Source organism: Pseudomonas sp. o96-267 (genome assembly GCF_003935465.1).
GTDB classification, from domain to species: Bacteria; Pseudomonadota; Gammaproteobacteria; order Pseudomonadales; family Pseudomonadaceae; genus Aquipseudomonas; species Aquipseudomonas sediminis.
Genome location: NZ_RHQP01000014.1, coordinates 43,725 through 57,034, shown reverse-complemented (window position 1 = coordinate 57,034; position 13,310 = coordinate 43,725). Strand labels below are relative to the sequence as shown.

12 protein-coding genes are annotated in these 13,310 nt (G+C 63.8%); 9 read left to right on the top strand and 3 right to left on the bottom strand.

From position 1 onward, the window contains the following. Position 1 precedes the first annotated feature (1 nt). The 6 genes from EGJ86_RS11760 to EGJ86_RS11735 all read left to right on the top strand — a co-directional run bounded on the left by EGJ86_RS11760 (position 2) and on the right by EGJ86_RS11735 (position 6,267). Positions 2 to 1,915 carry an ATP-binding cassette domain-containing protein gene (locus EGJ86_RS11760; protein WP_099524660.1) on the top strand — a complete coding sequence of 638 codons (1,914 nt, stop codon included), beginning with the start codon at positions 2 to 4 and terminating at the stop codon, positions 1,913 to 1,915. Beyond that, a complete protein-coding gene (locus tag EGJ86_RS11755) occupies positions 1,915 to 2,454 on the top strand; it encodes a mechanosensitive ion channel family protein (protein ID WP_099524658.1) in 540 nt (179 codons plus the stop codon). Before EGJ86_RS11760 ends, EGJ86_RS11755 begins: the two co-directional genes overlap by 1 nt. 76 nt (positions 2,455 to 2,530) lie before the next feature. Beyond that, positions 2,531 to 3,163: a LysE family transporter gene (locus EGJ86_RS11750; RefSeq protein ID WP_099524656.1), complete on the top strand. Its 633-nt coding sequence runs from the start codon at positions 2,531 to 2,533 to the stop codon at positions 3,161 to 3,163. 250 nt (positions 3,164 to 3,413) lie between these two features. Continuing rightward, positions 3,414 to 5,303 carry a cytochrome c/FTR1 family iron permease gene (locus EGJ86_RS11745; protein WP_106735077.1) on the top strand — a complete coding sequence of 630 codons (1,890 nt, stop codon included), beginning with the start codon at positions 3,414 to 3,416 and terminating at the stop codon, positions 5,301 to 5,303. A gap of 126 nt (positions 5,304 to 5,429) precedes the next feature. Next, complete coding sequence (locus EGJ86_RS11740) at positions 5,430 to 5,765, top strand: enhanced serine sensitivity protein SseB C-terminal domain-containing protein (RefSeq protein ID WP_106735078.1); 336 nt, start codon at positions 5,430 to 5,432, stop codon at positions 5,763 to 5,765. Positions 5,766 to 5,817: 52 nt separating this feature from the next. Next, positions 5,818 to 6,267 (top strand): YaiI/YqxD family protein, encoded by a 450-nt coding sequence (locus EGJ86_RS11735; RefSeq protein WP_099524651.1) that lies wholly within the window; start codon positions 5,818 to 5,820, stop codon positions 6,265 to 6,267. 116 nt (positions 6,268 to 6,383) lie between these two features. Here EGJ86_RS11735 and EGJ86_RS11730 read toward each other — a convergent pair whose 3' ends face one another. Further along, entirely contained in the window at positions 6,384 to 6,851 is a 468-nt protein-coding gene (locus EGJ86_RS11730; RefSeq protein ID WP_106735079.1) for a thioesterase family protein, read from the bottom strand. Between the two features lie 242 nt (positions 6,852 to 7,093). After that, a complete protein-coding gene (elbB, locus tag EGJ86_RS11725; RefSeq protein ID WP_106735080.1) occupies positions 7,094 to 7,753 on the bottom strand; it encodes an isoprenoid biosynthesis glyoxalase ElbB in 660 nt (219 codons plus the stop codon). A 175-nt stretch (positions 7,754 to 7,928) separates the two neighbouring features. On the opposite strand from elbB, the gene EGJ86_RS11720 reads away from it, so the two are divergent. Beyond that, entirely contained in the window at positions 7,929 to 9,173 is a 1,245-nt protein-coding gene (locus EGJ86_RS11720; RefSeq protein WP_099524646.1) for a sterol desaturase family protein, read from the top strand. On the opposite strand, the gene EGJ86_RS11715 is transcribed toward EGJ86_RS11720, so the two are convergent. Beyond that, complete coding sequence (locus EGJ86_RS11715) at positions 9,141 to 9,695, bottom strand: DedA family protein (protein WP_099524644.1); 555 nt, start codon at positions 9,693 to 9,695, stop codon at positions 9,141 to 9,143. The two genes, EGJ86_RS11720 and EGJ86_RS11715, sit on opposite strands and share 33 nt — an antisense overlap. Positions 9,696 to 9,889: 194 nt before the next feature. Here EGJ86_RS11715 and hemB point away from each other — a divergent pair, with 194 nt between their 5' ends. Then, positions 9,890 to 10,903 (top strand): porphobilinogen synthase, encoded by a 1,014-nt coding sequence (hemB, locus tag EGJ86_RS11710; RefSeq protein ID WP_125835220.1) that lies wholly within the window; start codon positions 9,890 to 9,892, stop codon positions 10,901 to 10,903. Positions 10,904 to 10,922: 19 nt separating this feature from the next. Then, the gene (gene ppk1 / locus EGJ86_RS11705; protein ID WP_125835219.1) at positions 10,923 to 13,106 is read left to right on the top strand and encodes a polyphosphate kinase 1; all 2,184 of its coding nucleotides are present in this window, start codon (positions 10,923 to 10,925) and stop codon (positions 13,104 to 13,106) included. The last annotated feature ends 204 nt before the right edge of the window (positions 13,107 to 13,310 follow it).

The window sequence follows — 13,310 nt, the reverse complement described above, 5'->3', positions numbered from 1 at the left end:
TATGATCCGACTCCAGAACCTCACTCTACAGCGTGGTCCGCAACGCCTGCTCGAAGGCGCCGAGATGACCCTGCACGCCGGCCACAAGGCCGGTCTGATCGGCGCCAATGGCGCCGGCAAATCCAGCCTGTTCGCCCTGTTGCGCGGTGAGCTGACCCCGGACGCCGGCGATTGCCTGCTGCCTGGTGACTGGCGTATCGCCCATATGCGCCAGGAGGTCGACACCCTCGATCGGCTGGCGGTGGATTATGTGCTCGACGGCGATCACAACCTGCGCCGCGTGCAGGCCGAACTGGCCGCTGCCGAGCAGAGTCATGATGGCGCCGCCATCGCCCGCCTGCACAGCGAGCTGGACAGCGCCGACGGCTATACCGCCGACGCGCGCGCACGCAAGCTGCTGGCCGGCCTGGGGTTCGAGAATGCGCAGATGGATCGCCGTGTCGGCGACTTCTCCGGTGGCTGGCGCATGCGTCTGAACCTGGCCCAGGCGCTGATGTGTCCGTCCGACCTGCTGCTGCTCGACGAACCGACCAACCACCTGGATCTGGACGCCATTCTCTGGCTGGAAGGTTGGTTGCAGAGCTACCCCGGCACCCTGCTGCTGATCTCCCACGACCGCGATTTTCTCGACGCGGTGGTCGACCACGTCGCTCATGTCGAGCAGCGCAAGCTGAACCTGTACCGCGGCGGCTACACGGCCTTCGAACGTACCCGTGCCGAACGCCTGGCCCAGCAGCAGCAGGCCTACGAGAAGCAGCAGGCGCAGCGCGCGCACATGGAAAAGTACATCGCCCGCTTCAAGGCCCAGGCCACCAAAGCCCGCCAGGCGCAGAGCCGGATCAAGGCGCTGGAGCGCATGGAAGAGCTGAGCGCAGCGCATGTCGACTCACCCTTCGACTTCGTCTTCCGCGAGGCCGAGAAGATTTCTACGCCGCTGCTCAGCCTCAGCGAAGGTCGCCTCGGCTACGGCGACAAGACCGTGCTGCAGCAGGTCAAGCTGAGCCTGGTGCCCGGCGCGCGCATTGGCCTGCTCGGCCCTAACGGCGCGGGAAAGTCGACGCTGATCAAGAACCTGTCGGCCGAGCTGCAGCCGCTGAGCGGCAGCCTGAGCCGCGGTGAGAACCTGGTGATCGGCTATTTCGCCCAGCACCAGCTCGATTCGCTGGACGACAAAGCCAGCCCGTTGCTGCATTTGCAGCGTCTGGCGCCGAGCGAGCGCGAGCAGACCCTGCGCGATTTCCTCGGCGGCTTCGACTTCCGTGGCCCGCGTTGCGACGAGCCGGTGGTGAATTTCTCCGGTGGCGAGAAGGCCCGCCTGGCCCTGGCACTGATCGCCTGGGAAAAACCCAATCTGCTGCTGCTCGACGAACCGACCAACCACCTCGATCTGGAAATGCGCCTGGCCCTGACCATGGCCCTGCAGGAATTCGCCGGCGCCGTGGTGGTGGTATCGCACGATCGCCATCTGCTCAAGAGCACCACTGACGAGTTCCTGCTGGTCGCTGAAGGCCGTGTGGTGCCGTTCGACGGCGATCTGGACGACTATGCTCGCTGGCTGGTCGATTACCGTCAGCGTCAGGCGCCACCGAATGCGCCGACCGAAGGTGGCGCGGACAAGACCGACAAGCGCGCCCAGCGCCAGGCCGCTGCGGCGTTGCGCCAGCAACTGGCACCGCACAAGAAACAGGCGGAAAAGCTCGAACAGGAGCTGGGCAAGGTGCAGGAAAAGCTCGCCGCCGTCGAAACCCAGCTGGGCGACAGCGGTCTGTACGAGTCCGCGCGCAAGGATGAGCTGCGCCAGCGCCTGGCCGAACAGGCACAGCTCAAGACCCGCGAGGCCGAGCTTGAGGAAGCCTGGCTGCTGGCGCTGGAAACCCTGGAGGCGTTGCAGCAGCAACTGGAGGAAGCCGAGTGATGGAACAGTTAGATTTGCTGATGGCCTGGCGCGACCCGCTGATTCGCACCGGCCAGGTACTGCTGATCATCCTGCTGGCGTGGGTTGCCCAACGCATTCTGACCCGTGCCATCAGCCGTCTCGGCGCTCGTTACAGCCTGCTGCCGCCAGAAGTGCTGCAGCCGCTGCGGGGGCTGGTGCGCTGGCTGATCATGGGCAGTGCACTGCTCATGGTGCTGGAGCGCCTGGGGGTTTCGGCCACCGTGCTGTGGACGGCGCTGACCGGTTTCACTGCTGTCGCTGCGGTGGCGTTCTTCGCCATCTGGAGCGTGCTGTCGAACATGTTCTGTGCGCTGCTGATCTTCACCATGGGGCCGTTCCGTATCGGCGACACGGTCGAGGTGATCGATAGCGCTGACAAGCCGGGTGTGAAGGGCCGGGTCATCGCCATCAACCTGTTCTACACCACCCTGCAGGACCTCACTGAGGATGCCTCCGGCGCCGTGTTACAGGTACCCAACAGCCTGTTCTTCCAACGGTCGGTACGCCGCTGGCGCTGAGTCGCTAGTCGAGACGCTGGCGCCGGAGTAGGCTGTGCTGCTCTTCCCCTGATTTCAGCTTCTCGAGGTACGCATCATGGCTTTGGAAACCTGGCTCGCTTTCTTCGTCGCCTGCTGGGTCATCAGCCTGTCGCCGGGTGCCGGTGCCGTGGCGTCGATGTCGGCCGGTATGCAATACGGTTTCTGGCGTGGCTACTGGAACGCCCTTGGTTTGCAACTTGGCCTGGCGCTGCAGATCGCCATCGTCGCCGCGGGCGTGGGTGCCATCCTGGCCGCCTCGGCCCTGGCCTTCAGCCTGATCAAGTGGTTCGGCGTGGCCTATCTGGTGTTCCTCGCTTACAAGCAGTGGGTCGCGCTGCCCAGCGATCTGGATGCCGGTGCGGCCGAGCGGCCTATTGGTCGGCCACTGACCCTGGTGTTGCGCGGTTTTCTGGTCAACTTCAGCAACCCCAAGGCCATCGTCTTCATGCTCGCGGTACTGCCGCAGTTCATCAACCCGCATGCGCCACTACTGGCGCAGTATCTGGTGATGGGTGTGACCATGATCATCGTGGATCTGATCGTCATGGCCGGCTACACCGGGCTCGCTTCGCGCGTCCTGCGGCTGCTGCGCACACCGCGTCAGCAGCGGGTAATGAACCGCAGTTTCGCCGCACTGTTCGCCGCTGCTGCTGGCTTGCTGGCAACGGTCAAGCGCGCCGCTGTCTGAGCCCCATTTACTATCGTTCAACGCTGACCGATAGCGTTTGTCAGGGATGTTCTGAAAGAGTCATTCATCGTCACTCCCGCGAAGGCGGGAGCCCAGTTGACTCGCCGATTCTGGGTGCCCACCTACGCGGGCAGGACGGACTTTCAGGTTCCGCTCGGCTGATTGTTACCAGATATTTCAGATTGTTCTTGTGCTTGGTCGTTAGGCCGGCAACAATTTAATGCCACCCATTCTCGTTTGGGATGCATTAATGATCCGCTTTCGTTTCTCCCTTTCCTGGCTGATGCTGCCATTGCTGGCCAGCCTCAGCTTTCTCGCTGTTGCCGAGCCCCTCGATGGCGCCGCGCAGGCGCTGCATCTGATTGGCTACATCGGCGCTGATTACCCGGCCACCGTTGCCCATGGCCAGATCATCGATGCCGGTGAATACCAGGAGCAACTGGAGTTTCTCGACGTGCTGCAGGGCTTGATCGTCGCCTTGCCGGCTCAAGCTGGCCGTGCCGAGTTGGAGCAGGGCGTGCGCGATCTGCACCAGGCGATTGTCCAGCGCCAACCGGGCGATGAGGTCGCAGGCGCCGCGCGCAAGCTGGGCGCACGCCTGGCCGAGCTCTATCAGGTGGCGCAGACCCCCGTGCTGACGCCTGACCCGGAACGCGGCGCGCCGCTCTACGCGCAGCATTGTTCGGTGTGCCATGGCGACACCGGCCTGGGCGATGGGCCTGCCGGCATCGGTCTGGAGCCGGCGCCGGCCAATCTGCGTGACGCCGCGCGTCTGGATCGCCTGAGCCTGTATGACCTCTACAACACGCTCGGCCTGGGCATTGAAGGCACCGATATGCCGGCTTTCGCCGATCAGCTCGACGAACGCCAACGTTGGGATCTGGCCGCCTACATCGCCGGCTTCAGCGCCGCGCCGGCACAGGGGCAGACGCGCTTCGCCATGAGTGAGCTGGCAGGGCGCACGCCTGCCGAGATCGACGCAGCTGGCGGCGATGTCGCCGCGTTTCGCGCCCAGCGCGCGCATCCGGTGCTGGAGCAGCGCGGCCCGCAACAATTGATCGGCTACACCCGCTCGACCTTGGAGCGCAGTCTCCAGGCCTACCGCGAGGGTGATCGTGAGCAGGCCTATGACCTCTCCGTCGGCGCCTACCTGGAAGGCTTCGAACTGGTCGAAGGTGCTCTCGACAACCTCGATGCAGTGCAGCGCAAGACCACTGAGCGCGCGTTGATGGCCTATCGACAGGCGCTGCAGGATGGCGCTGGCGTCGCACAGGCGGGACAGGCGCTGGAACAGGCCAAGGTGGAGCTGGACAAGTCTGCGGCGCTGCTGGCCGATGGCGCCATGGATGACAGCCTGAGCTTCTTCGCCAGCTTGTTGATTCTGCTGCGCGAGGGGCTCGAGGCGATTTTGGTACTGGCGGCGATCCTCGCCTTCCTGCGCAATACCGGGCAGCAGCAGGCGGTACGCAGCGTGCACGTCGGCTGGGGCTTGGCATTGCTGGCCGGTGTCGCGACCTGGGCGGTGGCAGCCTACCTGATCGACATCAGCGGCGCTCAGCGTGAGCTGCTGGAAGGCGCCACGGCGCTGTTCGCCAGTGTGGTGCTGCTGTGGGTTGGCGTGTGGATGCATGATCGCCGCCACGCTGCGGCCTGGCAGGACTACATCAAGAGTAGCCTGGTCGGTGGCGGCGGTCGCTTCGGCTTCGCCGTGCTGGCGTTTTTCTCGGTCTATCGCGAGCTGTTCGAAGTCATCCTGTTCTACGAAACCCTCTGGCTGCAGGCCGGCCCTGCCGGACATGGTGCGGTGTTGGCCGGTGCAGCGGCTGCGCTGGTGTTGCTGATCGGCCTGGCCTGGGTGATCCTGCGTGGCTCGCGCAAACTGCCGCTGGCGACCTTCTTTGGCGTCAACGCGGTGCTGCTATGTGTGCTGTCTGTGGTCTTCGCCGGCCATGGCGTGGCCGCGTTGCAGGAGGCCGGCGTGCTCGGCACGCGTCCGGTAGCCTTCTTCGAGTTCGACTGGTTGGGCATTCATGCCGATGCCTGGAGCCTGTCGGCGCAGGGCCTGGCGCTGGCCGGTATCGCGTTGCTGTATGGGCGCAGCCTGCTGGGTGAACGGCGCCGCGCAGCGGCTCAGGCCTGAGCCGCTGGACAAGGCGTGAACGAGGGCGACTTTGCTCGCCCTCGTTGCGCGATAGCGTGAACCGCTGCCACGACAGCGGGTCCTAGTGCACCTAGGCTGGCTCCAATTTCTCTGCCGAGTGCGCGCATGTCTTCCTCGATCCACTCCACTCATTACGCCGACAGTCCTGATCTGGCGTTGGCTGCTCTGCGTCATCCCTCCCTGGAGCAGGCCCTGTCTGCGGCCTGTGCCCAGCTAGCTGTGCGCGAAGCTTTTCTCGCTGCGTTGCGCGATCCGGCCATCGGCCCGCAGCCGCGCTTGCTGCTGGCGATTTCCGGTGCCGATGTGCGCGGTCAGCGGCGCCTGGCTGCGCTGGTAGCCGAGCTGCTGCCCGATGAAGTGGAACTGGACCTTATCGAGCTGGCCGACGACAACCTGTCACGCGCCGTGCGTGAGCGCTGTGAGCCTTTCTACAACGCCTGATCGAGTCGTCTGCTGGCATACTGCGCGCTGATTGTTCTGCGGAAGTTGCTGCATGCGCGTATGGATCGACGCCGACGCTTGCCCTCGGGCAGCGCGGGACCAGGTGGTCAAGTTCGCACTCAAACGAGGCTTCGAAGTGGTGCTGGTAGCCGGTCAGGCCGTCGCCCGGCCGAATTTCGCCTGCGTGAAACTGATCGTGGTGCCCAGCGGGCCGGACGCCGCCGATGATCATTTGGTGGAGCACGCCGTGCCCGGCGAGCTGGTGATCTGCAGCGATGTGCCACTGGCCGACCGTTTGGTGAAGAAGGGTGTGGCTGCGCTCGACCCGCGTGGTCGCGAGTTCGACGAACGCAACATGGGCGAGCGTCTGGCGGTGCGTAACCTGTTCACCGACCTGCGTGAGCAGGGGCAGGTGGGCGGTGGTCAGGCGCCGTATTCGGAAAAGGATCGGCAGGCGTTCGCCAACTCGCTGGATCGAATTCTCACACGGCTGAGTCGCTAGCTGCCCCGGATTTCTGCTTGGGAGGCGCGTAGGGTGTACTCGCGAAGCAGTACGCCGGTGATGAGAGAGCTGGGCGCCAGTCGCGGCTGAATCTCCTCCCACAATGTGCGTTGCCACTACCCACACAGATAGGTGCCAGTGCCTACCGCCACCAGCACGCCCTCGTCGTTGTGCAGCTCCATACGAATGACCGCCACCTTGTTACCGGCGCGCAACGGCATGGCCGTGGCAGTGAAACGCTGGCCGCGACCGGGGCGCAGGTAGTCGATACGCAGGTCGATGGTGCCGAGCTTGGACAGTTTGCTCATGCGCTCGGCAGGCGGCAGGTGCTGGTGATTGGCGAAGGCGCCGATCAGAGCCATGGCGCCGCCACAGACGTCGAGCAGGGAGGAAATCACCCCGCCGTGCAGAATGCCGTGGACGAAGTTGCCGATCAGTTCGGGCTTCATCGGCAGGTGCATGGTCACCCGCTCGGGGCTCAGCTCATCGAGCTCGATACCGAGCACCTGATTGAAGGGGATGCGCTTAAAGAAACTGGCCACCGCCTGTTGCAGGTCGGGGCTGAGGACGAAAGGCTGGGACATGGCAGGGGCTCCAAGAAATCCTGTCGCCACGCTGCAGTACCGCGCAAGACTTGGCCAGAGGCAATGCAGGAGTGCCCTGAGCATTGGCCGGATCGGCCTGACTCCTGTGGGAGGATTCGGGTGCGTTCCGTTTCAGCTTCAGCCCACCAATGGCAATCAAGGTGGGCTAAAACGGAACGCCGCCCACCCCATTGGGCCCCGGCGTTAATTCAGGCGCAACGCCACATGCCGACGCCTGAAAATCAGTGGTGCGCCAGCTCCAGCACGCGGTCGACCAGTTTGTTGATGCCCGACGCTGCCTCGGCGATGGACTTGGCGAGCATATAGGCCGGCGTGGTCACCAGCTTGCGAGCCTCGTCTTCGACGATTTCGCTGACCTCACACTCTTGGTGCTCGGCGCCCATCTGGGTCAGCGCACTGGCGGTGTCCGCGTCGTTGCCGATGGTGCAGATCACGCCAGCGCCGAAGATCTTCGCGGCCAGCGCCGGGGCGATGCAGATCAGGCCAACCGGCTTGCCGGCATCGACGAACGCCTTGCAAGCCGCCAGCACGTCAGGTTGCACGGTGCAGCCGGCACCGCTGGTGGCGAAGTCGGAGAGGTTCTTCGCTACGCCGAAGCCGCCGGGCAGGATCAGCGCGTCGAACTCTGCCATGTGCAGCAGCTTGACGTCCTTGATCTGGCCGCGGGCGATGCGAGCCGATTCCACCAGCACGTTGCGTGTTTCGTTCATCTCGTCGCCGCTGTAGTGATCGACCACGTGCAGCTGCGGCACGTTGGGGGCGAAACACTGGACTTCGGCACCACGCTGGTCGAGGCGCAGCAGGGTGATCACGCTTTCATGGATCTCGGCGCCATCGTAGACGCCACAGCCGGACAGAATCACTGCCACTTTCTTGCTCATGCTCGACTCCTGGTGAGGAAAGACGCGACCTTGAAACGGGCGCGGGTATTACCAATGCTGGGGTTGTCGCCAAATGCCACTCGGACTGTCATTCGCCGCCGCGAAGCCTGACGAAGCTGCGCATAGGATGAATAACAGCTCATTCCCGACACAAGTACAACGATATGGCGCAGTCATGAATTACGTTCTTTACGCAGTGCCCTTCTTTTTCCTGCTGATTGGCCTGGAATTGCTCGCTGACCGCTGGCGCGGTATGCGCACCTATCGCCTGGCCGACGCCCTCAACAGCCTCAGTGCCGGCGTGCTGTCGCAGGCGACCGGTGTGCTGACCAAGGTGGTCGGCCTGCTCACCTACGCCTTCGCCTGGGAGCATCTGGCGCTGTTCGAGCTGGCCGAAGGCAGCCTCTGGGTGTGGCTCTTCGCCTTCGTCTTCTACGACTTCTGCTACTACTGGAACCACCGCCTGGGCCATGAGCGCAACGTGCTTTGGGCCGCTCATGCGGTGCACCATCAGAGCGAGGACTACAACCTCTCCACCGCGTTACGGCAAACCAGCACCGGTTTCATCTTCGGCTGGATCTTCTACCTGCCGATGGCGCTGGTCGGCGTGCCGCCGCTGGTCTTCCTCACCGTCGCCGCCCTGAACCTGCTGTATCAGTTCTGGGTGCATACCCGGCACATCCCCAAACTGGGCTGGTTCGAGTGGCTGTTCATCACCCCGTCCAATCACCGCGTGCACCATGCACAGAATCCTATCTACATGGATCGCAATTACGGCGGTGTGTTCATTGTCTGGGATCGAATATTTGGCACCTTCCAGGAAGAACTCGACGAAGAACCGGTGGTCTTCGGCGTTACCGTGCCGCTGGCCAGCTGGAACCCGCTGTGGGCCAACCTGCAGGTTTATGCCGGGCTGTGGAACGATGCCAAACGATCCAGTTCGTGGTGGGACCGGCTGCGCATCTGGTTCATGCCCACTGGTTGGCGCCCGGCCGACGTGGCGGCGCGTTATCCCCAGGCCAAGGCGGACCTGAGCAACTTCCGCAAGTTCGAGGTGCCGCTGGGGCGTGGCGCGCAGATCTACGCGCTGCTGCAGTTCGTCTGCTACCTGCTGGCCGGCGTATGGCTGCTGGCGCAGGGTGATTCACTGGCGATCGGTGGCGTGCTGCTGGCATGTCTGTGGATGGCCCTGGGGCTATGCAGCATTGGTATGTGGCTGGAGAACCGCAGCAATGCCTGGCGGCTGGAGTGCCTGCGTCTGGTGAGTAACCTGCCGGTACTCTGGTTGGCCGGTGAGCTCGGCATGCTGGCGCTCGATGCCAGCGCCTGGGCGTGGCTGAGCGCCTACAGTCTGCTCAGTCTGATGGGGCTCTGGCTAGCGCGTGGTTCAGCCACGCCGGCGCTGACGCCACCGGTGTAGCCAGGCCAGGGAAAGCAGCAGGACCACAGCCGCGAGCAGGATGACCTGATAGTTGCGCAGCTCTTCCAGCAGACCGCCCATGGCGTTGCCCAGGCTGTAGGCCAGCAGGCTGATGCCGCCGGCCCAGACGCCAGCGCCGATGGCATCGAGCAGCAGGTAGCGGCGCCAGGAATAGCCGGACAGGCCAATGGTCAGCGGCATTACCGTGCGCAGGCCATAGAGGAAGCGGAAACACAGGACCCACAGATCCGGGTAACGCTGGATCAACGCGCTGGCACGTTCGCCCAGCGGCTGCCAGCGCGGCTTGCGTGCCAGCAGCGCACGGCCATGGCGACGGCCGAGGTAGTACCACAGCTGATCGCTGGCGAAGGTGCCGAGAAAGGCGCACAGCGCCACCCATTCGATCTCCAGCACGTTGCGCACGGCCATGTAGGCGGCCAGCAGCAGCGATACCTCACCTTCGAGGAAGGTGCCGAGTACCAGTGCCGGGTAGCCAAACTGGCGGATCAGGTCTTGGAGCATGCCGTGAGCTCATCGATGCAGGTGCTGAAGACTACTCTGACTACGAGGAGGCCGGAAGGTGGCGCGTCATGCCACAATGCGCGACTGGCTGTGCGACTCGCCGTCGCACGCGGTCATTTGACCGTCATCATTTGGTCATAATGGTCGCTTATAACCGTCATACTGGCCCGCCCGAGCGGGCTTTGGAGTCTGCCGTGAGCGTTACCCCCGCCAATCGTCTGTTCCCCGCCACCCGCCTGCGTCGCAATCGCCGCGACGATTTCTCCCGTCGCCTGGTGCGCGAGAATCGCCTGAGCGTCGATGATCTGATTCTGCCGGTGTTCGTCCTCGACGGCGAACACCGCCGTGAAGCCGTGCCATCGATGCCGGGCGTCGAACGCCTGTCCATCGACCTGCTGCTGAAGGAAGCCGAACATTGGGTGGCGCTGGGCATTCCGGCGCTGGCGCTGTTCCCGGTTACCCCGCTGGAGAAGAAGTCCCTGGATGGGGCGGAAGCCTGGAACCCGGACGGCATCGCCCAGCGCGCGATCCGCGCCCTGCGTGAAAAATTCCCCGAGCTCGGGGTGATCAGTGACGTCGCTCTCGACCCCTTCACCACCCACGGCCAGGACGGCATTCTCGACGACTCCGGTTATGTGCAGAACGACATCACCGTCGATGCGCTGGTCAAGCAGGCGCTGTCGCATGCCGAGGCTGGTGCCCAGGTGGTGGCGCCGTCGGACATGATGGATGGCCGCGTGCAGGCGATCCGCGAGGCACTGGAGCTGGCCGATCACGTCAATGTGCGCATCATGGCCTACTCGGCCAAGTACGCCAGCGCCTATTACGGCCCATTCCGCGATGCGGTGGGCTCGGCCGCCAACCTCGGCAAGGGCAACAAGCTCGGCTACCAGATGGACCCGGCCAACGGTAACGAGGCGCTGCATGAAGTGGCCGCCGACCTGGCCGAAGGTGCCGACATGGTCATGGTCAAACCGGGCATGCCCTATCTGGATATCCTCTGGCGCGTGAAAGATGCCTACAAGGTGCCGACCTTCGTCTATCAGGTCAGTGGTGAGTACGCCATGCACATGGCGGCGATCCAGAACGGCTGGCTCAGCGAGGCCGTGATACTGGAATCGCTCACCGCCTTCAAACGTGCGGGTGCCGATGGCATCCTCACCTATTTCGCCGTACGGGCGGCAGAACTGCTAAAACAAGGGCAATGACGCCCTCAGGAACTCAGTGATGAACAGCGAAGGACTCAACAGCGAAGTGCTCGACAACAACCCGCCTCCGGCCGAGGTGGTCGCCGAGACGCCCGTGGTGGAAACCCCGCCACCGGCGCCGATTCCCGGCCTGGATGACAGCAGTCTGTACATCCACCGTGAACTGTCGCAGTTGCAGTTCAACATCCGCGTGCTGGAACAGGCGCTGGACGAGTCCTATCCGCTGCTCGAACGCCTGAAGTTCCTGCTGATCTTCTCCAGCAACCTCGACGAGTTCTTCGAGATTCGCGTCGCCGGCCTGAAGAAGCAGATCAACTTCGCCCGTGAACAGGCCGGCGCCGATGGCCTGCAGCCGCACCAGGCGCTGGCGCGGATCAGCGAGCTGGTGCACGAGCAGGTCGAGCGCCAGTACGCCATTCTCAACGACACGCTGTTCCCGGCGCTGGCTAAGCACAACATCAACTTCATCCGTCGTCGTTACTGGACGACCAAGCTCAAGGCTTGGGTGCGCCGCTACTTCCGCGACGAGATCGCGCCGATCATCACGCCTATCGGCCTCGACCCGACGCACCCCTTCCCGCTGCTGGTGAACAAGAGCCTGAACTTCATCGTCGAGCTGGAGGGTGTCGATGCCTTCGGTCGCGACTCCGGTCTGGCCATCATCCCGGCGCCGCGTCTGCTGCCGCGTATCATCAAGGTACCGGAAGACGTTGGCGGGCCCGGCGACAACTACGTGTTCCTCTCGTCGATGATCCACGCTCATGCTGATGACCTGTTCCAAGGGATGAAGGTCAAGGGCTGCTACCAGTTCCGCCTGACCCGTAACGCCGACCTGTCGGTGGATACCGAGGACGTCGAAGACCTGGCGCGCGCTCTGCGCGGTGAGCTGTTCAGCCGCCGCTATGGTGATGCGGTGCGCCTGGAGGTGGTCGATACCTGCCCGAAACACCTGCGTGACCACCTGCTCAAGCAGTTCGGCCTGACCGAGGGTGAGCTGTATCAGGTCAACGGACCGGTCAACCTGACCCGCCTGTTCAGCATCACCGGCCTGGATAATCACTCGGACCTGCAGTACGCCCCGTTCACCCCGGTGATCCCCAAACTGCTGCAGAACGCCGAGAACATCTTCAGCGTGGTCAGCAAGCAGGACATCCTTCTGCTGCATCCCTTCGAGTCCTTCACCCCGGTCGTCGACTTGCTGCGCCAGGCTGCCAAAGACCCGCACGTGCTGGCGATCAAACAGACGCTGTATCGCTCCGGGGCCAACTCGGAGATCGTCGATGCGCTGGTGGAAGCGGCACGTAACGGCAAGGAAGTCACCGCAGTGATCGAGCTGCGCGCGCGTTTCGACGAAGAGTCCAACCTGGCCCTGGCCAGCCGCCTGCAGGCGGCCGGTGCGGTGGTGATCTACGGTGTGGTCGGTTTCAAGACCCACGCCAAGATGATGCTGATCCTGCGTCGCGAGAACGGCGAGATCGTCCGCTACGCACACCTCGGCACCGGTAACTATCACGCCGGCAACGCCCGCCTGTACACCGACTACAGCCTGCTGACCGCCGATGTCGCGCTCGGTGAGGACGTATCCAAGCTGTTCAGCCAGCTGATCGGCATGGGCAAGACCTTGCGCATGAAAAAGCTGCTGCATGCGCCCTTCACCTTGAAGAAGACCCTGCTCGACCTGATCGCCAAGGAAACCGCCGCGGCGGCCGAGGGCAAGCCGGCGCAGATCATCGCCAAGTTCAACTCGCTGACCGACCCCAAGGTGATTCGCGCGCTGTACAAGGCCAGCCAGACCGGGGTGAAGATCGACCTGGTGGTACGCGGTATGTGCTGCCTGCGTCCGGGCATCGCCGGGGTTTCGCACAACATCCAGGTGCGTTCGATCATCGGCCGCTTCCTCGAGCACACGCGGGTGTTCTACTTCCTCAACGGCGGCGACGAGAAAATCTACCTGTCCAGCGCCGACTGGATGGAGCGTAACCTCGATAAACGCGTGGAGACCTGCTTCCCGGTAGAGGGCAAGAAGCTCATCACGCGCGTGAAGAAGGAGCTGGAAAGTTACCTGACCGACAACACCCAGGCCTGGGTGCTGCAGTCCGATGGTCGTTACCTGCGCCAACAGCCCACCGGCAACCAGAACCCGCGCAGCGCGCAGTCCGGCTTGCTGGAGAAGCTCACCGCACCGGTAATCGTGACGCGCTAAAAGCGGCTGCGTGCAGCCCTCTGCTGACCCTCTCCCATTTATGGGGCGAAGAGGCACGTTTTTGGAAGCACTGCTTCCTGCGCCGATGAGCGCCTGATCGCTGGCGATCAGGCCGGGGCGCGGAGCGGGGTGCCCGAAGGGCGGGAGAGGGCTTGGATGGCCGCGTGCCGTAGTTTTTGAAGTGCTTCCTGCGCCGATGAGCGC

Bases quoted from the DNA above. Each gene is read 5' to 3' on its own strand.
- ppk1 (WP_125835219.1), top strand. From the start codon at position 10,923: ATGAACAGCGAAGGACTCAACAGCGAAGTGCTCGACAACAACCCGCCT.
- elbB (WP_106735080.1), bottom strand. From the start codon at position 7,753: ATGAGCAAGAAAGTGGCAGTGATTCTGTCCGGCTGTGGCGTCTACGAT.
- EGJ86_RS11740 (WP_106735078.1), top strand. From the start codon at position 5,430: ATGTCTTCCTCGATCCACTCCACTCATTACGCCGACAGTCCTGATCTG.
- EGJ86_RS11755 (WP_099524658.1), top strand. From the start codon at position 1,915: ATGGAACAGTTAGATTTGCTGATGGCCTGGCGCGACCCGCTGATTCGC.
- EGJ86_RS11745 (WP_106735077.1), top strand. From the start codon at position 3,414: ATGATCCGCTTTCGTTTCTCCCTTTCCTGGCTGATGCTGCCATTGCTG.
- EGJ86_RS11730 (WP_106735079.1), bottom strand. From the start codon at position 6,851: ATGTCCCAGCCTTTCGTCCTCAGCCCCGACCTGCAACAGGCGGTGGCC.
- EGJ86_RS11735 (WP_099524651.1), top strand. From the start codon at position 5,818: ATGCGCGTATGGATCGACGCCGACGCTTGCCCTCGGGCAGCGCGGGAC.
- EGJ86_RS11750 (WP_099524656.1), top strand. From the start codon at position 2,531: ATGGCTTTGGAAACCTGGCTCGCTTTCTTCGTCGCCTGCTGGGTCATC.
- EGJ86_RS11715 (WP_099524644.1), bottom strand. From the start codon at position 9,695: ATGCTCCAAGACCTGATCCGCCAGTTTGGCTACCCGGCACTGGTACTC.
- EGJ86_RS11720 (WP_099524646.1), top strand. From the start codon at position 7,929: ATGAATTACGTTCTTTACGCAGTGCCCTTCTTTTTCCTGCTGATTGGC.
- EGJ86_RS11760 (WP_099524660.1), top strand. From the start codon at position 2: ATGATCCGACTCCAGAACCTCACTCTACAGCGTGGTCCGCAACGCCTG.